Genomic DNA, 20,299 nt, shown 5'->3' on the forward strand with positions numbered 1-20,299 from the left:
GGCCCCGCATCATGACAGCGCCGTTTTCTTGAGTTTTCCCGTGTCCGTCATCGGCAGGTTCGCCACAACGACGATGGATTTCGGGACCATGAAGTTTTCCAGACGCTTCTGGCACTCCTTCTGCAGTTCCCTTTCGCCAATGGCTCTTCCATGCTCCATCACCACAAAGGCTTTCACCGCTTGCCCGAGGAGCTCGTCGGGAACACCGATGACGGCCGCTTCCCGGACTCCTGGAATGTCCATGAGTACGTTTTCCACTTCCCTTGGCGCCACCTTCTCGCCTCGCGACTTTATGATCTCATCCCCACGGCCAACGAAGTAGAGGTAACCCTCCGTATCCATCCGGCAGTAGTCGCCGGTGTATAGGACTTGCTCGCCTGGCAGCGGGCCGGGTTTGAGTTTCCTGGCCGTTGCCTCGGGCTTGCCCCAATACCCCTTCATCACCGTTGCGCCGCGAATGACGAGTTGGCCGACAACGCCGGGGCCTATCCGCCTGTCATGCTCGTCAACGATCCACATCTCCGTATTCGGGATTGCGATCCCTACGCTCAATGGCTTTCGCTCGAGGTCCTCTGGCGGCAAATAGGTGCAACGTTTGCATTCGGTGAGACCGTACATCGAATAGATGCGTGCACCCGAAAACAGCTCGCGAAGCATGAAAATATGCTTGAGGGGTAGGGCTGCCGCAGTGTTTGTGACGTAGCGGATGCTCGAGAAATCCTGGTCTTTGAGGGACCTGAGTTCGGAGAGTGCGGCAAAGATTGTGGGCACGCCAGGAAAGCCCGTAACCCCCTCCTGCCTGATCAACCCGAGGATCCGTGCCGGGAAAGCGAACGAGCGTTCGAGCACCAGCCGGGCGCCGGTACGAAAAGCCATGATCATCTGGTACAGTCCATAATCGAAGGCGAGGGGTAGGACATTGAGGATCACCTCGTCCTCGGCAATTGCCAGGTAGGAAGCGACAGACGCGCACGCGGCCATCATGTTTCTGTGCGTCAGCATCACGCCCTTGGGTTCGCCCGTCGACCCAGACGTGTAGATGATGGCTGCCAGATCAACATCGATGCACTGCCGTGCCGGCGGCGTATCCGCGCCATTGGCGAGGGCGGCGTCCCAGCGCACGGCAAACGGCAGCTGGGCGAGTTCGACGTCGTCGATCGGTCCCGATACGATCACTCGCAGAAGTGACGGGCAGCCGCGCGCCGGCTCGCGGAAGATCGCGTGCAGATGGCCGTCCGTGATGAGCGCCGTCGGCCGGCAGTCGTTGAGCAGATAATCGAGCTTGTCGCTCTTGGTGAGCGGGTTGACGATGCACACCACCGCATTCGCCTTTAGCACCGCCCAGAAGCTAACCACCGTCTCGACGGTGTTGTCGGCGAAGATCATCACGCGATCACCGCGAACGACGCCGGATGCGGCAAGGTCCCGGGCGATCGCGTTGGCTCGCGTTTCGAGTTCGAGGTAGGTGACACGCTGCCTGTTGCACACCAGCGCCACCTTACTTCCGTGTCGGACGGCTGAATGGGCGAGGTAGTCATGCAGCAATGGTACGGCATCATGCAACATGCAGGCGCTCTTCCCGATGTTCGCAGTCGACGTCGACGCTGAGTGTGCATTCGAGCGTTGCACTGGGACAACCCGCGACGAACTGCTGATGAAGAAGTTGGGTCGACAACACGCCGACCAGCGCCATGTTGTCGGCATTGGACAGGTCGCCATCGCCAGTTCTGGCCTGGCATTTGGCAAGCAGGTGCGTGACCGCCTTTGGATCGAAGACATTCGCCTCGCGCAGGGCCGCCTGCGAAACCGCCTCGCGTGCGTAATCCGGAGCGTCTGCGCCGACGAAGCAAAGCGCGTTGGGCGCACGGAAGGGCTGCTTCTTGCGGGCTATGATCTCGGAGGGCAGGATGGGTGCCGCCATGCGCTTCAGCACGTGCTTCTCGTCGAGGCCGCGGAGTTTGAAGGAGGGTGGCAGCGAATTCGCGAGCCTCACAAGTTCATCGTCCAGGAACGGGAAGCGCCCCTCGACGGAGTGAGCCATCAGCATCCTGTCGCCTTGCGAGGAGAGCAGATAGCCCGACATCAGTGTTTGCACCTCGAGATACTGGTCCTGCGCAAGAGGGCTCCAACGGGCAAACTGCGCGGGCAGACGGGCGAGCAACTCGGACACGGCGTCGCGGCCCTGCGTTCGAGCCCGCATATCGGCCGTAAACAAGCGCTTGATGGCACTGGTGGTTCGCCAGCGTGTTTCATGAGCAAAGCCCGGCGCGTCGTAAGCGTGAATATTTCGCCCGAAGAACTGACGCGCCATCGCCTGCTGTTGCACCGGCGAGCGGGTGAGATAGGGGTAAAGGCGTTCCAGGAGCCGAGAGCGTCGTGCCGAAGTCGGGTGGCGCCCCCAGAAGCGGCGGACCTTGCCTTCGCGGAACAGGTCGTAGCCGGCGAACATTTCGTCAGCGCCTTCGCCGGTCAGCACGACCTTGATGCCACGCTCGCGCACCAGGTGCGAGAGCAGGAAGAGTGGCGCCGGGGCAGTCCTCAGGATCGGGCGTTCGGTGTGTTGGATTACCTCCGGAAAGATTCCGGCTATATCTCTGCGCGAAACGACCACTTCATGGTGCTCACTGCCGATCGTCTTGGCAACCATTCGCTGGAAGCGGGTCTCGTCATATTCGGCGTCGGCAAAACGTAAGGAGAAGGTTTGGAAGCGCTCGCCCGCGAAGCGCCTTGCGAGCGCAGCCACAAGCGAACTGTCCAGCCCTCCGGAGAGGTAGCACCCGACAGGCACGTCGGCGCGCACCATTCTGAGCGCCGTCGCGGCCTCAAGAGCGCTAGACACGCGGTCCACCGCGTCGTTGGAGGACCCGGGGAACTCGCCCTGCTGCGATCCGAAATTGTCGGGATAGGAAGGCTGCCAAAAAATCCGCTCACGAACGGTGCCATCCTGATAGATGCGGACACGACCCGGCTCGAGTTCGTTGATTCCGTGGAAAACTCCTTGCGGCGGAACGACCGTCCAGAGCGTGAACGTCTGATCGATGCCGGCGGGATCAAAGGCGCGAGGTATGGTTCGATCGGCTGCGAAAATGGCTTTCACTTCGCTGGCGAAATAAAGCCGGTGCGCATGCTCGCTGAAATACAGCGGGCAAATGCCGAAGCGGTCGCGCGACAATACGAGACGATTGGCCACTGAATCCCAGATCGCAATTGCCCATTGGCCGTTCATCCGCTCGAAGGCCGTTTCTCCCCACTCACGATAGGCGTGCAGCGCGACCTCCGTGTCGCTGCGGGTTCGGAAGCGGTGGCCGAGCGCCGTGAGTTTTTCACGCAATTCGACGTAGTTGAAGATCTCGCCGTTGAACACGATCCACGTCGTATCGCCTGTATCGGCCATCGGCTGCTGGCCACTGGAGAGATCGACGATGGACAGGCGCACATGCGCCAGCCCCGCGCGTCTGTCCCGGTAGAGACCGCGCCCGTCGGGACCGCGATGCGCCAGCGCGCCCATCATCTGCATCAGCGCCTGCCGCGAAGGAGAAGCCGCTGTGGCATTCAGCGCCACGATTCCAGCGATGCCGCACATGCTCGGTCAATCTCCGCCTTCGGCGGACAGCAAAGGCCGCGCGTGGAGATAGTGGGCCGCCCTTCGTTTCGCTTCGATGTCCTTGAACACTTTCTGAAGCTGGGGCTCGGTGAGGCCAGCAACCGCCGCGAGCTCATTGCTGGCGACCCCGTGGTTCAGGCCGTAGAGGCATAGATCCATCAGGTGATAGGGCAGCGCGAAATAGAATTCTTCCTGGCTTTGGGCCATGGAAAAAGTGTCGGTGGTCGGTGGCCGCCGCCGGATTTCATCATCCACCTCGAGATATTCCGCGAGTTGATAAACCTGGGTTTTGTAAAGGTGAACGATCGGCATCACGTCGGCGGCTCCGTCGCCCTGCTTGACAAAAAAGCCCTGGTCGTACTCGAGGCGATTTGGAGTGCCGACAACCGCGTATTTGAGGCGATCGGCGTGATAGTATTCCGTCATTTTGCGCAGGCGCTGCTTGTAGTTTGTCGCAGCAACGATCTGCAGATAGGCAGCTGGCGGCAGACGCACGGTATCTACTTTACCCTGCGGATCCTGGACCGTGAGGCGGGTTATATTGAGCCCGCTGCTCTCCAGAACCGACGCGATCACCAGCTTGCATTTCCACCCTTCCCCATAGTCGGGAACGACGGTCTGGATCGCATCGATCTGCCGGCGGTAGGCGCCGATGGCCTCCAGTGCCGGTGCTATGTCCTCAAGGACGCTTTCAATGCCAAGCTGTGCCGCGACGCGGCGGCCAAGTCTCAGGGAGTCGCCGGAAGAATCCCGCTCCGGCATGAACAGTCCCAGGACCTTGTCTTTCCCGAACGCGCGCATGCACAAGGTCGCGACGACGGAGCTGTCGATACCGCCGGAAAGACCGACAACCACGCCGCGACGATGCAGGGTGCCGAGAACCTGAGTGCGCAAGGTGTCAACGATGCGATCGACCTCCGCGCGGGCATCGAGCGTCAGCATGTCCTTGCTGAATTCCGGAATTATGTCGATGACAAGTCCTCCCTTTTGCGAGATTCGGCGGGGGAATAGGTCTGCACGATGGCCATCTCGATAAGCGGACGGTTGGTGGCAAGGTTTGGTTCGACGACAAGGTCGATGTGGCTGCCCTTGATCGAAATGACGTCCAGGTGTGCCAAGACGCTGTCCCAGCCCAAGGCCCGCGGCATTCCCACCCTGCGACATCGGAACAAGGTACCGGAGAGGGGCAGAGCCGGTTTCGGTGCCTCAAGCCACTGGAAGAATGACTTCGCCCTTAAAACCTCCTGCAGTTCCAGTTTGGTCCTGAAGATCGTCGGGTTGAACTCTCCATTGGCAAATCTGTCCAGTATCCTGGCCAGACGCGCTTCGCCGCCCACCGCGACGGTGATCTTCGCAAGGGCTCTGCAAGCCATCCGGTGCGCGGATATGCGATTGGTGCGAATACGATAGAACGTACGGGTAACTGTCTCCCAATGGTTGCTCGGCTCGTCCAGAAGGCTCGTGTCGAGGATGCCCAGGAACCGCACCGTTCGCCCGGCCTTCATGAGCCGTGCGGCAACCTCGAATGCAACCGCGCCACCCAGAGAATGGCCGAGAAGTCGCACGGGGCCCGCAGGTTGGATGCGGCTTATCTGCTCGAGTGCGGCGCCAGCCATGGCGCTGAGGGTGTTGTGTCCGTCCAGTATCGCCGCAAGGCTCGGATATCGGATCGGGTTTACACGGGCGACTTTTCCCATGGCGGCTGCGAACGCAGCCAGGCTCGGACCATAGCCAACGGACCCTGGAAACAGGAAAAGAACCGGGGGGTGGTGCTTCTTTTCGCGCCCTTCGCCCGACCGTGCAGAGACGACCGCCTCAACCATCTCGTCCAAGCTCATGCCGACGGTGAATGCCTCGAGGCCTAGCTCTTGCCCGATGGCGTTTTCGATCGCCATCACGCAGTGCAGCAGTTGCAGCGAATCTCCTCCAGCATCATCCCAGTTTCCCGCGGCAGTGCCTGTGTTGAGAACCTGCGTCCACGCGTGCTGCACTATTTGACGCGTGTCCTTTGCTCCTCCGGCTGGCGGAGCATCGAGAGTGGACGACCGGGCGGCTTGCGCCCTCCTTCCGTGCGAACGATCTATCTCGGCCAGTGTTGCCAAATCGACCTTACCTCCCGACAGGCGTGGGATTGCGTCAACGGTGTGCAATCGCAAGGGACGCAATGGTGCCGGCAAGGTCATCCTGAGGAGCTGGCGAAGGTCGTCCGCAAAAGCGCCGCCTGCGAAGCGCTGGGGAACCACGAAGGCGATGAGTTCCTGCGCGGCCGTTACCATCACTACGGCATCCGCCACCGAAGGCGCGCAACGCAAGACCCGTTCGAGTTCGGCGGGCTCGATGCGTCGACCATTGATCTTGATCTGGCGCCCTTTGCGGCCGACGATCCTCAAGATGCCATCATCGTCGAGCCGAACGAGGTCCCCGGTCGAAAAAAGCCGAGCCTCGGGATCGTCGGGGTCCGGCTGCGCGGGAACGACCACACCGTTCTCCCAATGACCAAGCAGGACATAGCGGCTTTTGATCAGAAGCTCTCCACTTTCGCCTGGCCCTACATTGCGCTCCGCTTCGTCGACGATAGCGAATGCCATACCAGGGAGCAGCCTGCCGACGGGAACCGACGCGTCTTGCTCGGGCCAGTCAGGCGGCAAGAACCATTGCGAACCGATGGTTTCAGTCGATGAGTAGCCGATCTGGATCAGGCACTGGTCCGAAACGGCTTTGCGCAGCAAAGCGATGTCCGTCCATGACACTTTCTCCCCACCGATCCGGGCCACTCTGAGCGGCCAGGAAGCGTCGGCGGGCGCCTCAGCCAGGAGGGCTCGAAGCAGTGCCGGCACAAGATAGGCGATCGTCACACCTTCGGACTGCAATCGAGCGCGCGTAGCGCGCAGGCCGACAGCCTCCACCTCGAGAAGATGCAAAGTGGCGCCCGTCAGCAGCGCCGCAAAGATCTCCCGGCAACCGGCGATCGTGGCTGGCCCGGTCAGCGGCAGGAAAACGTCATCCGCGCTGATATGGCACGCATCGACATATTGCCGGACCCGCCATAGCAGGCTTCGTTGGCTGTTGACAATTCCCTTGGGGCGCCCGGTGCTACCTGAAGTGTAAAGCACCAATGCAGGCGCATCGACCGAAACGATAGGGTGCTTATGCTGCTGTTCCGGGTGTTGATCGTTGGGCGCCACGGCGGCGGCAATATCGATCCAGACGATCTCCTGGGCCAATTCGACCGAGCGAACATTTTCGGCGCCTATAATCGCGCCGAGCCGCGCGGCACTGACTATATCGAAAATGCGAGAGGCGGGATCTCTTATGTTGAGCGGAACCGAAGGCCGTCCCGCCGTCATGGTCGCCAACATCGCCACAGGATACCAAGCGGAGTTTGCTTGCAGGATGCCGATGGCCTGCCCTTCGGGGACGACGGCACCGATATGAGTTGCCAGCGTCTCGACCGCCCGGAAAAGCTCAGAAAAAGTCAGGCGGTTGGCGCCGTCGCTGATTGCGAGCTTGTCAGGATACCGCCTGGCGACATCTCCAAGGTGATCGAAGATTGGAATGTCCGCAAATTTGGCACCCATCTGTCGGTAACGGCGCCAGACTGGCCCCCCTTGGTCAAGATCATATTCGGGAACGACTGACCACCTTCGGGTGGGTCGCAGATCCACCTGTAGGTTTTGATTTGCCACTTCCGAATGCAAACACACTGAGGACATTCAGGGCCCCGCCAAGCTGACGGTCGAACATCGCTCGCCGCGGAGATCTTTTCATCAATCATTCGGATGATGCCTCGATCTTGCCTAGCCAGCGCTTCCCGAGCGTCCTTCAGATGTTTTGCCATTTGTGTCCAGCACCGGTCGTTTTTCCTTGCAAGCTCCGTGGAGCGCAAGACGGCTTGCCCAGGCGAACGGATGCGATCGGCATCTCCGCTAGAATCCGGGCTCGGTGCCCAGATTCACTGACTGGAACAATCATTCAAATGAACGTTGGTGTGATCTGAAATCCGGCTAAGCTTGATCGGTAGGGGAATGACTGCTCGTTCGGAGACGAGAGCATATGATCATCGAGTTGTTTGGGCCGCCTGGCGCGGGTAAAACCACGCTGCTTCGCGGCCTCTGCCAAGGGCTGGCGAGACACGGCATCAATGTGAAGACAGTAAATGGGTATCGCCTGATTGAACCTGGATCGGTTCAGGATGACGCTCCGGAAATCCGCCACGGCATAGGGCGAATTGGCAAGAAGATTGCCACATCCGGTCCTATCTTGCTGTCGACCTTGCCGAAGGACAGTGTCGCGGCCCGGCTTCTGGCATCAATCCCTCTTCGAAGCCGCGTGTGGTCATGGCGAATGAAGGTCGACATCGCCCAACTGTGCCAGTCCTGGCGCCAAGCGCGGGAGTCGCCCGGTTGCTTCATCTTCGAAGAGGGCATGATTCAGGCTTTGTGTGCGCTGGGTGTGCTGGCTAGAACTCCAAGCCTGGAGGCGGTCCGCAAGTGCCTGGCGTTCCTGCCGCGGCCGGATCTCGTTGTGCAACTCGACGCGCCGCAGGAAACGCTACGCCGCCGTCTTGTGGATAGGCATGCGCAGCAACCGCTCCTCGAGGTTATGCTGTTCGAACTTGGCGTGGACAAAGGATTAAGGCAGGCCGAAATCTCAAGAGAGGTCGGCGAGTGCCTGCGCCAGGACCGATGGCCGTTGATACAGGTCAATGGTGCTGAACCTCACGACGTGGACGGGGTCGTCGCGCGCGTTCTGGGCGAGCATGTTGGTCATGCTGTCTAGGCTGGCCCATAACCTATGATCCATGACACATTTTATGCATTTCGCGCCAAGCCGGGCAGCATCTGCCGCCAAGCGCGCAATCATGTCGAATCGTGCTGATCGAGCACTTCGAGCATGGTCGTCAACATGCTTCCGACTTCCTCAGAGATTTCCTCGGGGCGGATTCCCGCTCTGATGGCATCCGCCGTTGCTTGGTCCGCAAGTTTCGCCGCAAGAGCCGGATCGGCCTTGGTGTAGAGCGGGATCTTATCCTCTATCCATTTCTGCAGGAATTCGATGCCGCGCGCGCTCATACCAACTACAAGCTCGGCGGGGCTTGTTGGTTCCGTCAGCCATATTCAAGAACGTCAGACCATCTTACTCAGGCTGACGTTCCCGCGGTCACGTCACGATGAACGAGGACGCCGTCAGAGCCAAGTGTGGCGATAGAGTGGCAAATTGGATCTGATGTGCGCCGCCCGAGCCGTCGCTGTCAAAGGAAAGCGCGCCGGTCGTGCTGTTATAGACGATGTGATCGCCGCTGTCGTGCGCGGCCCTGCCGGCGTAGAACGCCGAAGAGGGGAGGGCGCCGGTATGCAGGCCGGCAAACACAGTGTGGTCGAGTTGGATCTTGTCGTGGCCCACTTTGAAATCGGTGACCTTGTCGATATTGCCGCCCTTGAGAGCCGAATCGAAGACAAAGACGTCGTTGCCGCCATGTCCCGTCAGAACGTCTCTCCCGCCACCGCCGTTGATAGTGTTGCTCCCGGAATTGCCATCAATGGTTTGGGCGAATTCGTTTCCCGTGAGCTTGATGGCGGCAGTTCCCAATTTGCTGGTGGTCGCAAGATGCTCGACCTGCGAACCGGCCGACAGCGCGTAGCTGACCGATGCCAGCACGCTATCGTTGCCGCTGTGCCGCAGTTCCACCACCTTGTCGCCGGCGTTGTTGACATAGTAGGTGTCGTTGTAGCCGCGGCCCATCATCGTGTCCGCGCCAGCGGTGCCGCGAAGCACATCCGCGCTACCCGTGCCGTAGAAAATGTGATCGCCGGTGCTGGTCGGAGGGACACTTGTGGGCGGAGGCACTGTGCTGGTAGGCGGCGGCGTCGGTTCGCTGGCCGAAGGACCGCTTGCGGTGCTCTGGTTGTGTTGAAGGAACAGAGCCTGCAGCGTCGGCGAGCTCTCAAGCGCCGTGTCGCCCTGTTGAGAACCCCAAGCATAGGCATAGTCGAAGGCGGGCGAAGGCGCTACCTTGGCCCAGTGGTCCAACATAGTCTTTTCCTGAGCAACGCTGGGCAGGACATAGCGACCGCCCGTGTCGGTCGTCCAGTCGCCGCCGCCGAAGGTCTGATACACGGGAACGACCTGACTGAGCGGGATGCCCGAGGCGACGGCCGCCGCCACAGTCCTGTCGATCATGTTGTAGTCAATCGTGCTTGTTCCGGTCCGTACCGGGTAGGGATCCAAGCCGTAATAGTCGATATGCGTGTTGGCAGGATTGAATGTGTTTGAAAAGTCGGGGTTAGCGGAAGACCCCATGTTCATCATGGTTATGAAGGTCTTGGCGCCGGGCAGGTGGCTGTGGATCCAGTCCGACTCCGCCTTCAGATCAGCGGCGGTGGCATAAGTTCCCCATTTGCCGGTCGGGTCCGGCTCATCGACGAGGAAGAAGCCAAACACTTTCGGATTGCCGATGAAGGGCGTGACCTTCTGGATAAAGGAGGAGGTTGCACCATCGGCTTCATTGAGCCACACTAGGCCTTTCTGGCCGGCCGGCAAGGCGTTGAGCTGGTCCAAGGAAGATACATCAACAAGATTGAATCCGGCTTTCGCGACCTCGGAGGCCGACCCGCCCGAGGCGTAATGGAGTGTTGTCATTGACATACCCTTCGTCCGATTCGGTAGGCGCCCCACACCTGCCTAGGGAAAGGATCCATTAGCGACAAATCAAATACCGGCGCCCCTTGATAGAATCTTTGATCAGCGTCCGAAAAACACAACAGCCTCGATGCTACGCTTGCCTCAGAGGTATGTAGATGATCCAAGTATGGGTGCTCAAGCCTGCAACGAAAGCATTGCAGCGAAGTCTGCCGGAGCGCCTTGTGCGTTTGCAGTGGCGGCAATCGGCCAATGAACGTTCGGTTGAGCCACCGCCAAATGCGCGCTTCCGCAGGATTTCTTCGAGCTCAGACCGCAAAGGAATAGCGTCCTGGCGAAGCCCTCCCATTGCAGCCGCTCAATGCTCCTCGTGAAAAGCCTCGGCGCCAAAATGAGCAAGGCAGTACTCCAAAAGGTCATGCGAGACGCGCGCCGCTGGCAATTGCGGAGAGGCACTGAACTGGATCCCACCGGGTTCAACGGAAAGGCGGGCGTGCCGGTCCGAATGACGGCGAGCATGGCAACGCGGTCGCCCATCCGTGGGAAGAGGCGGCTGGTGGTCCGACCATATCCAGAGACCGGGTGAAAGCCTGTTCCAGACGAAGCGGTCGGGAGAACTGGCGGTGCGAGTCATCACACCATCTGGGGTGCGATGTTGATCCGGCGTGAGAAGGCGGGCGGAAGTTGCTTTGAACGCGGCGCGCGGACCTTTCGAACACAGCCCTTTTTTATATCCGGCCCGCCGTGTCGTACGCGAAGGTGCCGTCCTTGCACCGTCAGACCGGATGAATCCAACTCACTGACCGAGGTGACAGCGATTGTGGCTGCATTGCCGCATCGTTGATCAGCTTGCTTCATGCAAACAGACGAGGACAGCACGAAAGCCTGCTCCTAGCGTGGGACTGGCTGTTGTGTGTTCAGGGGCGATGAAACCGGCCATGGAAACCGCGGATAGGGTCAGCTGTTTTATGCGATTGGTATCGCATCCAGGAGCGACAGGATGAGTCCGCATCTGGTTTGCGTTGGAGGCGAGGATCATAGACTAAGAATCCCGTTTCTTTTGGCGCTTCGCGAAAGGGGTTTTCAAGTCACTGCCGTTTCGAGTGATCTCGGAGCCGCCTTCTCACCCCATGGCATTGCCCATCGCCGATTTGGGTTCGACCGCTTTGGCAGCGGCGGTGCAGAATGGGGTGCTGTCAGCGCGATCCGTGAACTGATGTCCGAACTGCGTCCGGACATCATTCAAAGTTTCGACACCAAGCCCAATATCCTAACTCCACTGGCGGTGCGCGGGCACGTTCCCGTCGTTCGCACCATCAACGGGCTTGGTTGGACATTCTCGTCGCGGGAGCCGCGTGCCCTGGCATTGCGTCCTTTCTTTTGCGGCCTTCAGGGGGTGGCGTCTCGTTGGACAGCCATGACCGTCTTCCAGAATAGTGATGATCAGGCCTTCTTCGAGCGCTACCGGCTGGTGACTCGCGGCAAAGGGCGACTGATCCGGAGTTCTGGCATCGACCCCGATGCATTCTCGATGGCAAGGTATCGTGGTCCTTCGGCTGCCACGATGCGCGAGGAACTTGGCCTTCAATCGGCCCAGGTCATAATATTTGTCGGCCGGCTCACGCGGCAGAAGGGGATTCCAACCCTCATCGAGGCGGTTCCTCGCGTTATCCGCGAGAGGCCCAACGCGCGTTTCGTACTTGTCGGCCCGCAAGACTCCGAAGGTCCGTTTGCCGTCAGCAGAGCCGATATCGAGCGCCATGTTCCCCACGTTGTCGCATTGGGGCCAAGGCGCGACATTCCAGCCCTCCTTGGGATGGCGGATCTGTTTGCGTTTCCGACGCAATATCGCGAGGGAATTCCGCGTGTCCTGCTGGAGGCGGGATTGTCCGGATTACCGATCGTCGCCTCCAACATGCCGGGCTGCAACGATGTGGTTGAGGATGGCTGGAACGGCTATCTCGTGGCGCCGCGCGATGCGGATGGCTTGGCCTCCCGGATAGTCGATATTCTTTCCGACCCCGCCCGTGGCAAGACCATGGGGAGCCGTTCCGTCGGATTCGTGCGGGAGCGGTTCTCGTTGTCGTGGGTCATCGACCAGTATTGCGACCTGTACAAGACAATCCTGGGTGGCAGATATCGCAGCAGGCTTGTTCAAGCTGCGCAGGCGAATCCGAGGGAAGAGGCGGTGCCGAGCCCCCATCGACTGGGCGAGGCGCGGCAATGATGCGTGATGCGCTTCTGGCCTTCGGCGTCGCGATGTCCTACGCGGCGCAACTCAGCATCCCAGGGCTGCCCTTCGGCTACAGCGAACTATGCCTCACGCTCTGGATAATGCTGTCGATGACGCGAATCCTTGCTGGCGGCCAACTGGAGGTTACGCCGGCCCTGGCCAAGCTTGGGCTTTTCTGGCTGATCCTGGCGCTTGCCATGGGCGTGGGTTACATCATCGGTTTTCTGACAACCACGTTGTTCCTGGATCCGTTGTTGCACGACACGCTGGCCTATGTGCTGTTGGCGTGCGTCACCTGTCTGGCCGCTGCGGAGCCCAACGCGTCTTTCCGTTTGCGTCGTATCGCCTGGTGGATGGTTGCTATCGCGAATGCGGGCTTCATCATCCAGGTAGGGCTTGGCTTCGGCTGGCTCCATCAGGCTGGGGTCGAGCCCTGGTACTGGGACCGCTTCTGCGGATGGTCCGACAATCCGAACCAGCTTGCGCTCTACTGCGCCCTACTCGGTCCACTGGCCTTGCATCTTGCCACAACCACCAGCAATAAATGGGGAAGATGCCTTGCCCTATGCAGCCTCATATTCACCGTTTACGTCGGAAGGCTGACAAAAAGCGATACCTACCTTTATACCACGGTCCTGGCTTGTCTGATCCTTCTCGGGCTGCGGGTCCGGGCCTGGCTGACGAGCGACGGCAATAAGGCGAGCCTTTCAAGGCAGCTTGCCGTCCTGATGGCCGTTGGCTTCCTGCCGCTGGCCCTGTCTATAGCGCCCTATGCCCTCAGCGAGGCCTCCAGCGCCGAAGACTTCGCCAAGAGCCTGACCAAAGACAAGGGCGGGGAAGCGACTGCCCAAACCGCGGCGCTTCGCCTCTACCTCTGGAATGCAGCCTTGGAGAAGGGGGCACGATCGGGATCGCTTGGACTGGGTCCGGGCCCGCACCTAGATAGTCCGCCCGTGGTCAATCAACAGTTTTTGCCGCGGCCCTTCGAGGCGCACAGCACCATCCTGGATCTCTACACTCAGGGCGGCCTGATTTCGGTTCTAGCCCTGATGTGGATCTTCGGCTCGGCTGCGTTGTCCGCCTGGCGGGCGAAGCTGGACGCTCTGGTGGCGCTCGTGGCATCGATCGCCGTTTTCAGTGCTCCGCATTTGGTCATCCGCCATCCGATCGTGTGGTTCTGTCTGACCCTCTGCCTTGCCGCTGGGACGCCGGAAGCGATCCCCGCGATTGTTCGCCAGAGGAGATGCTAGAATGTGTGGGATCGCCGGAATTTTGTTGGCGCCCGATGCAGCCAACGCAAGTGCGCTCAGGGCCATCGGACCGATGGCGACGGCGCTTCGTCATCGCGGACCTGACGGTGAGGCCTTCTGGGTGAGCCGTGAAGGGGGGGTAGCCTTCGGCCACCGGCGACTGGCCATCGTCGACCTGTCCGAAGCGGGTCGCCAGCCAATGCTCTCCGCGAGCGGTCGGTATGTCATCACCTTCAATGGCGAGATATACAATTTTCGCGATCTGCGCCGTGAACTGGAAGGGGCGGGCCATCATTTCCGCGGCGCCAGTGACACGGAGGTCATGCTGTGCGCGATCGAAAGCTGGGGCCTTGATGCAGCACTCGCGCGCTTCGCTGGCATGTTTGCTTTTGGGCTGTGGGACCTGAAGAACCGAACGCTTCAGCTTGCCCGCGACCGAATGGGCAAGAAGCCACTCTATGTCGCCTTGACACGTGACGCGCTTGTCTTCGCCTCGGAGCTGAAGGCGATCACTTGCTTCCCAGGCTTCACCCCGGAACTCGATGTCGATGCGGCGACGACGATGGTTTCCAACGGCTGGGTGCCGGATGACCGTTGCATTTGGCAGGGCGTGTTCAAGTTGCCGCCTGGTTCAGTCCTGTCGGTCACTGCGGCGCAATTCGCCAACGCCCGAGGCACCGGTTCGCTTGCGCATCGCATTCACCCTTGGTGGTCGCTGGCCGATGTCGCCGGCAAGGGACAGCGCGATCCGATAGCCGCCAGCGACGAGGACCTCGCGACCGAGCTCGACAGCCTGCTCCGACTGGCCGTCAAGGAACGAATGGTTGCAGATGTGCCGCTGGGCGCCTTTCTGTCGGGCGGGATCGACAGCTCGACTGTCGTCGCCCTGATGCAGGCACAGTCCCGAAACCCCGTTCGGACGTTCACCATAGCGTTCGGGGAAGGTGGGTTTGATGAAGCTCCCCATGCGGCCGCGGTTGCTCGGCATCTGGGCACCGATCATACGGAACTTCATCTCTCGCCGGCCGCCGCGCTTGAGGTCGTTCCGGAGCTGCCCCGGATTTGGGACGAGCCGTTTGCCGATGAATCGCAGATACCTACGCTGCTGGTGTCGCGCCTCGCGCGGCAACACGTAACCGTGGCGCTTTCAGGCGATGGTGGCGACGAGTGCTTCGCAGGCTATTCTCGACACTTCCTGGCAACCCGCCTCACAAAGCAGCATGAGCTGCCATTGTCATTTCGCCGGCTGTTGGCATCGGGGGCTGGGTTGCTGGCCCAGGCCTCTCAGAAAGATATCTTCGGCAATCTGCCGCTTTCGGCGAATATGCGGCATGGCTTGCGCGGTGACCGCCTGGCTCGCCTTGCCCGCCTGCTCGCGGCGCGAGATGAGGACGAACTCCTTCTGCAACTGACAAAATCTTCAGCCAACGACCTTGTTCATCGCAAGCCGTCGACAGCAGCTACCGACACGACAAAGCTCGACGGCCTGCTCTCGCGTCTCCTATTCGCCGACATGACAGGCTATCTGCCGGGCGACATTTTGGTGAAGCTCGATCGAGCCACCATGGCCAACAGCCTCGAGGGGCGATGCCCGATCCTGGACCATCGCGTCGTTGAATTCGCCTGGCGCTTGCCAGCCCGTGCCAAAGTCCGAAACGGGAAGGGCAAATGGTTGCTTCGCCGACTGCTTGATCGTTATGTACCACGCCGACTGGTCGACCGGCCCAAGCAAGGTTTCGACGTTCCGGTCGGGACTTGGTTGAAAGGGCCCTTGCGCGGCTGGGCAACCGATATCATTGCCACGATCGGCCGCTCCGGGGACGGGGTCATCGACCGTGAGAAGGTCGACGCATGCTGGCGCAATCATCTGCATGGAAGCCAAGATAATTTCCGCGAGCTGTGGCCGGTGCTCATGTTTCAGGCGTGGCGCAACGAAGCCATGCGGCCATCGACGGTCGCCACGCACCCTTCTTACCATATCGAACTGACAGGGGATTGAGATGGAAGGTTCCATAGCCAACCGCGCCCGGCGTCCGCGCGCCAAGCAGATGGAAGCTGGGACACTTGAAACCAATCTGCGCTTGATGCGGCCGCCACGCGAGCCAACGCAATCGTCACCCTTCCACCAGCTCGTCATCATCCTGACGACGCGAAAATGGTTCTTGCTTGCCATGGCCCTTCTGGGCGGCATCCTGGCCGGACTGGCAGGCTTCACCCGCCCGGTGCTGTTCGAGGCAACGACGCAGGTCATTATCGACGCCCCGAGCAGCAGTGCTTCGGGTGGCGTGGCATCCGCCCAGGACTCGCTGGAATCGAACATCGATGATCATCTGACGATGCTCTCCTCGCAAGGCCACCTGCGTCGGGTCCTGGCAGCACTGCGCAAAGCCCAACCAGTCGACGGTAACGGAAAGAGCGTCGTCAATGCCGTCCCGCCCGCGGCTGGCTCGTTCCTCATCGACCTCCTGAACAGGGCCTGGAGACAGGATAAGACAGTGGCGGAAAATCCGGACGCAGCGGACGCGCCCGAGCTGAAGGCGCTACGCAAGGGAATGAGGGTCGGACAAGAGCTGCGATCGCGCGTCATCACCATCGGCTTCACCGATCCAAGTCCGGCGCGTGCGGCACTTGTCGCGAACACGTTTGCCCAGGTCTACATTCAAGATCTGGTACAAAAAAGCCGGGCATCGGATCAGGTTCATCTGGATTCGATAGTCGCCAGCCTTCCGCAAGTACAAAGGGATCTTGTCGAAGCGACAGATCGGCTGGAGACATACCGGCTCACGCATGGCGCCGTCGATCAGACTGCGGCCAACAACGCAGCCAGTGAGACAGCGGAACTCGGCCGGCAGATATTCCTATCGAAAGCCAGTCTTTCCGCGTCGGAAGCGCGCCTTCGCCGTATTGAGGACCTGCGCAAGGCGGGCGCCCCGGTCACGGCCATCGCTGAAGAAATCGGGTCGCCCGTGTTGACGGACCTGGTGGCACGCCAGTCGGGTGCCGCCGCCGACGGCGATCTGCGCAACGCGATCGCCCGCGAAATGGAGCAAAGCGTTGCCCGAATCGCTGCCGAGGCAAATGTCTACCGGTCTCAGGCTACGGCTCTTGAAAGTCGCAAGGCGATGCTCGACGCGGCCGTGGCCGACACGGCGAGCCAACTTTCGGGGCTGCGTTCCCTTGAACCTAGGGTAGCCATCGTGACGCAGCATTACAACGAACTCCTGAGCCGGCAGCAGGACTTGACACGTCGCATCGCCGCTCCTTCGCCAGGCGTAGCGGTCCTTTCGACCGCCTGGCCGCCGTCGGCCCCCACGACATTGTCGCCAATTTTCCTGATTCCTCCCGGCATGGTCGTCTTTGGTCTCATGGGGGCGGTCATTGTCCTGGTCCGCAACGGTTTCAACCAAACCTTGCGCAGTGAAGCCGAAGCCGAGGCCGAGCTTGGGGTCCCGTGCGTAGGACTGCTTCCCAGGGTTGCGGGACTTAACGCCAGAAAGCTGCGGCATCTGGTTCTGAGCCAGCAGAACTTGCCGTTCAGCCGCGCCGTGACTTCGCTGCTCGTCACTGCGGCGCCAACTCAGGGAAAGGGACAGCCGCCGCATATCATTCTCGTGACATCCAGCATCCAGGACGATGCCAAGACCGAGTTGGCATGGAGCCTGGCGCTGGCGGCAACGCGGCTGGGAGGAAGAGTGCTTTTCCTCGATCTCGATCGCAAGGATGTACGGCTCACGAACGGGTTTCGTGGTGAATTCAGCACCGACAAGGCCCGGAACTCCTTCGGCGACTATGTGAATGAACGTTGCGTGCTGAAGGATGCAATTACGAGGATGCCGGAAATCGGTATCGACCTCATGGCCGCTCCGGCACCTTCCGATGATCTCCTGACGCTTCTGTCCACCGTCGACAAATGCCAGTTCACCGAGGAGCTGCGTTCGGCCTACGACGTGGTCATCATGAACGGTCCCCTGGGCCTCGGGGGGCCTGAAACCAGGCTGCTTAAGCGCTGGGCCGATTCGGTGCTTTTTGCCGTTCGCTGGGCAAGGACGAGGCGCAGCATTGCCCGTGGTGCTCTGGATGCAATAGGGGCCGGCGGATCCGCCCCCGTTCCAGTAGGGAGTGTGCTCACCCGGGTGAACCTGAAGAGGCTAGCCGGCTCCAGGCTCGGAGACAACGCCGATCTTCTGTTGGAGAGGGTTTGAAGATGCGTGTGCGATCTTCAACAGAAGCTCCAGGGAGCGATCGAGCCCCTAAATCGAGCCAGCTACACGATGATCATTGAATTTTTCGGACCTCCAGGATCCGGCAAAACAACCTTCGCACATGCGCTTGCGCAGCAGCTGCGCGGGAAAGGCTATCACGCCAAGGTCGCTCTCAGCTACAAGCCAAGCACCAGGGCCGCCAAATATGATCTCGGAATCTTTCTGTTCATATCACGGATCGTATCGGCGATGTTTTCAACAGCCAGAATACTGCTTTTTTCGGCAGGGCGAGCCGATGATATTTCCAATTCCTTTGCAATAGTGAGGATGATACCGCCAAAAAACCGAATATGGCGCGCGCGAATCTGGCGATACATCCTGCACCTTTCGCGTTGCTGGAAGTCTGCGGAGCAATCGCCCGAAATTATAATTTTCGATCAAGGATATGTTCAAGCGATTGGTTCGCTTGCGATGTTCAATGGGAGCACCAACCCCAGAGCGCTGGAAAAGGCGCTCAGCCTCGCACCGGCGGCCGATCTCACCGTCAGGCTCTTGGTGCCAGCTGCGGTCGTGGAAAGTCGCCTTCGTCGGCGGATGGAGCTTGAGCCGCCGGCGGAACGGATTTTCGAGGCCGACTTGAGCGTTAACATGCGCTCATTCGCCGTTTTTGAAGCGATGCATGACCTCCTGACAACATCTGGCCGGGAAATCATCTCCGTCGAAAACACCGATGGTCCATCGACCTTTAAAAGTATTTGTCGGATTGAGAGACAAATACTTTCTGCATTGTCGCGCTTCGATAGGTCGGTCGGCGAAAAGCAAATTGAGTTGCCGGCTCATCGCGCAGATGTAACTGGTTCAGCAACCGCACCGCCGCGCAACAAGGACATGGGCTCGCGGCTGGCTTGGGCAAGCATATTCGCCTTGTTGATCTATATTGGTGGCGCTGGTTTGACCAGTCTTGCACAGTTGGCAATTGCACGCCTTATCGGACCTCACAACTACGGTATCTATTCCTACGTTCAGGCTTGGACGTCAGTGCTCGCCTATCTGGCAACGCTTGGCTTTAATGTATCATTGTTGCGTTTCCTCCCGGCCTATAGGGCCAGTGGCAGGCTTGATCTAGCCCGCGGGGTGATAAGATTTGCGCTGCAGAGATCGCTGATAGCGGCAACCTTGTTCGGGATGATCGGCGCTGCGTCCGTCCTGTTCCTTTCAGATCCAACGGAAAGAGGGCTTGAGACAAGCATCGTGCTCGGCATGATGGCTGTGCCCTTGGTTACGGCCTATGCTCTCGGAGCCACGCTTGTGCGTGCTTTCGGCGGCGTTGTCTCGGCGTTGTTGCCGGAGCGCATCATGCGAGACGGACTCCTGCTCGTGTTGGTAGCGCTCCTGGCATTGTCGGGATTTCGAACAGTGGATGCGCCCTCGGTGACGATGGCGGTGCTTGTGAGTTCCGCTTTCACAGCGGCGCTGGTGTTCATCATCGCGAGGAGGTTTGAACCACCCGGCCTGGGACACGCCAAGCCAAGTTATGCCTCGAGGGAATGGTGGCTTGCCGTCCCCCCGCTCATGCTCATCACCGGGCTCGATGTTTTCGTCAGTCGGGCAGGAGTCCTGGTTTTGGGCTGGACAAGCCATATTGCTGAAGCGGGTATTTTCGCGCTGGCCTTGAATGTCGCGATGCTCGTGGGCCTGTCCCGTATCGCCGTGGCAACCATGTTTTCGCCAACAGCAGCCGATCTCTACGTCAGAGGCGATCGCAGAGGCCTACAACAGCTGTTCGCGCGCGCAACCCTGCTTTCTGCTGGCGGTGCCATCCTGGTGGCCGTCCCAATGATGGTGATAGTCGAGCCGTTCTTGAGCTATTTCGGTGAGGGTTATAGCGCGGGAGCGCCGATCGCACGGGTTCTGATTTTGGGATATGTCTTTGTCGCGCTGTGCGGGCCCCAACAGAATCTCCTGACCATGACTGGAAATGAATGGGCTGCGGCAACGACGATGGTAGCGGGTGCTGTGGCCAATATAATTGCCTGTGCAGCCGGAGTTGCGGTGTACGGCCTGCTTGGCGCTGCGGTGGGTGTGGCACTTGCACTGAGCATCTGGAGCATTGCCATGGCCGTCTATATCCGCAAGCGACTGAAAATCATGCCAGGCTTGGTTTTTGCCTTGCTGTCGATCAGGCCGAGCGCGGTCGATGCCCGTCAATGGCATTGGTTCTTGAGGGCGAGCAAATGAGAGCACTGTTTTGGCTACGGTGATTGCCGTCGTTCGGGCAGGAAGTCACGAAGCCCGGATCGCACAAAGGCCATAGGGCTGCACAGACGCTTCGGCGTATCTCTGTTCCGGACACCCGCGCGGGCAGCCGATA

Annotated in this window: 12 protein-coding genes; 6 read left to right on the plus strand and 6 right to left on the minus strand. The window is 60.2% G+C overall.

Annotated features, from left to right (window positions below; translation table 11 throughout):
- Window positions 1–9 precede the first annotated feature (9 nt).
- Genes NKJ78_RS05445 through NKJ78_RS05460 form a run of 4 tightly spaced genes read right to left on the minus strand, consistent with a single transcriptional unit; the run spans window position 10 to window position 7,317 of the window.
- Complete coding sequence (locus NKJ78_RS05445; protein ID WP_031253256.1) at window positions 10–1,566, minus strand: class I adenylate-forming enzyme family protein; 1,557 nt, start codon at window positions 1,564–1,566, stop codon at window positions 10–12.
- Window positions 1,556–3,583 carry an asparagine synthase (glutamine-hydrolyzing) gene (asnB, locus tag NKJ78_RS05450; RefSeq protein ID WP_023739610.1) on the minus strand — a complete coding sequence of 676 codons (2,028 nt, stop codon included), beginning with the start codon at window positions 3,581–3,583 and terminating at the stop codon, window positions 1,556–1,558. The genes NKJ78_RS05445 and asnB (NKJ78_RS05450) overlap by 11 nt, the downstream gene beginning before the upstream one ends.
- 6 nt (window positions 3,584–3,589) lie before the next feature.
- The gene (gene nadE / locus NKJ78_RS05455; RefSeq protein WP_280790896.1) at window positions 3,590–4,570 is read right to left on the minus strand and encodes an NAD(+) synthase; all 981 of its coding nucleotides are present in this window, start codon (window positions 4,568–4,570) and stop codon (window positions 3,590–3,592) included.
- Complete coding sequence (locus NKJ78_RS05460; RefSeq protein ID WP_023739608.1) at window positions 4,567–7,317, minus strand: non-ribosomal peptide synthetase; 2,751 nt, start codon at window positions 7,315–7,317, stop codon at window positions 4,567–4,569. The genes nadE and NKJ78_RS05460 overlap by 4 nt, the downstream gene beginning before the upstream one ends.
- A gap of 340 nt (window positions 7,318–7,657) precedes the next feature.
- On the opposite strand from NKJ78_RS05460, the gene NKJ78_RS05465 reads away from it, so the two are divergent.
- Window positions 7,658–8,383, plus strand: a complete 726-nt coding sequence (locus tag NKJ78_RS05465) for an AAA family ATPase (RefSeq protein ID WP_023739607.1) — start codon at window positions 7,658–7,660, stop codon at window positions 8,381–8,383.
- Window positions 8,384–8,463: 80 nt separating this feature from the next.
- Here the strand turns inward: NKJ78_RS05465 and NKJ78_RS05470 are convergent, their stop codons facing one another.
- Both NKJ78_RS05470 and NKJ78_RS05475 read right to left on the minus strand, forming a co-directional pair.
- Window positions 8,464–8,676: a DUF768 domain-containing protein gene (locus NKJ78_RS05470; protein WP_023733260.1), complete on the minus strand. Its 213-nt coding sequence runs from the start codon at window positions 8,674–8,676 to the stop codon at window positions 8,464–8,466.
- An 88-nt stretch (window positions 8,677–8,764) separates the two neighbouring features.
- A complete protein-coding gene (locus NKJ78_RS05475; RefSeq protein WP_023739606.1) occupies window positions 8,765–10,243 on the minus strand; it encodes a M10 family metallopeptidase C-terminal domain-containing protein in 1,479 nt (492 codons plus the stop codon).
- 1,000 nt (window positions 10,244–11,243) lie between these two features.
- Between NKJ78_RS05475 and NKJ78_RS05480 the strand changes: the two genes are divergently transcribed.
- The 5 genes from NKJ78_RS05480 (at window position 11,244) to NKJ78_RS05500 (ending at window position 20,166) form a co-directional block, all read left to right on the plus strand.
- Window positions 11,244–12,470: a glycosyltransferase family 4 protein gene (locus NKJ78_RS05480; protein WP_023689774.1), complete on the plus strand. Its 1,227-nt coding sequence runs from the start codon at window positions 11,244–11,246 to the stop codon at window positions 12,468–12,470.
- A complete protein-coding gene (locus NKJ78_RS05485; RefSeq protein WP_023681031.1) occupies window positions 12,467–13,726 on the plus strand; it encodes an O-antigen ligase family protein in 1,260 nt (419 codons plus the stop codon). The genes NKJ78_RS05480 and NKJ78_RS05485 overlap by 4 nt, the downstream gene beginning before the upstream one ends.
- A 1-nt stretch (window position 13,727) precedes the next feature.
- Window positions 13,728–15,725, plus strand: coding sequence for an asparagine synthase (glutamine-hydrolyzing) (gene asnB / locus NKJ78_RS05490; RefSeq protein ID WP_352459487.1), 1,998 nt, complete (start codon window positions 13,728–13,730; stop codon window positions 15,723–15,725).
- A 1-nt stretch (window position 15,726) separates the two neighbouring features.
- Window positions 15,727–17,928 carry a GumC family protein gene (locus NKJ78_RS05495; RefSeq protein ID WP_352459488.1) on the plus strand — a complete coding sequence of 734 codons (2,202 nt, stop codon included), beginning with the start codon at window positions 15,727–15,729 and terminating at the stop codon, window positions 17,926–17,928.
- 69 nt (window positions 17,929–17,997) lie between these two features.
- Complete coding sequence (locus NKJ78_RS05500) at window positions 17,998–20,166, plus strand: polysaccharide biosynthesis C-terminal domain-containing protein (RefSeq protein WP_031194976.1); 2,169 nt, start codon at window positions 17,998–18,000, stop codon at window positions 20,164–20,166.
- Window positions 20,167–20,299: the final 133 nt, after the last annotated feature.

The organism is Mesorhizobium sp. M0037 (assembly GCF_040323635.1).
GTDB lineage: Bacteria > Pseudomonadota > Alphaproteobacteria > Rhizobiales > Rhizobiaceae > Mesorhizobium.

Coding starts and splice junctions, on each gene's coding strand:
- NKJ78_RS05445 (WP_031253256.1), bottom strand. CDS start 1,566: ATGTTGCATGATGCCGTACCATTGCTGCATGACTACCTCGCCCATTCA.
- asnB (WP_023739610.1), bottom strand. CDS start 3,583: ATGTGCGGCATCGCTGGAATCGTGGCGCTGAATGCCACAGCGGCTTCT.
- NKJ78_RS05460 (WP_023739608.1), bottom strand. CDS start 7,317: ATGTCCTCAGTGTGTTTGCATTCGGAAGTGGCAAATCAAAACCTACAG.
- NKJ78_RS05465 (WP_023739607.1), top strand. CDS start 7,658: ATGATCATCGAGTTGTTTGGGCCGCCTGGCGCGGGTAAAACCACGCTG.
- NKJ78_RS05470 (WP_023733260.1), bottom strand. CDS start 8,676: ATGAGCGCGCGCGGCATCGAATTCCTGCAGAAATGGATAGAGGATAAG.
- NKJ78_RS05475 (WP_023739606.1), bottom strand. CDS start 10,243: ATGACAACACTCCATTACGCCTCGGGCGGGTCGGCCTCCGAGGTCGCG.
- NKJ78_RS05480 (WP_023689774.1), top strand. CDS start 11,244: ATGAGTCCGCATCTGGTTTGCGTTGGAGGCGAGGATCATAGACTAAGA.
- NKJ78_RS05485 (WP_023681031.1), top strand. CDS start 12,467: ATGATGCGTGATGCGCTTCTGGCCTTCGGCGTCGCGATGTCCTACGCG.
- asnB (WP_352459487.1), top strand. CDS start 13,728: ATGTGTGGGATCGCCGGAATTTTGTTGGCGCCCGATGCAGCCAACGCA.
- NKJ78_RS05495 (WP_352459488.1), top strand. CDS start 15,727: ATGGAAGGTTCCATAGCCAACCGCGCCCGGCGTCCGCGCGCCAAGCAG.
- NKJ78_RS05500 (WP_031194976.1), top strand. CDS start 17,998: ATGATCATTGAATTTTTCGGACCTCCAGGATCCGGCAAAACAACCTTC.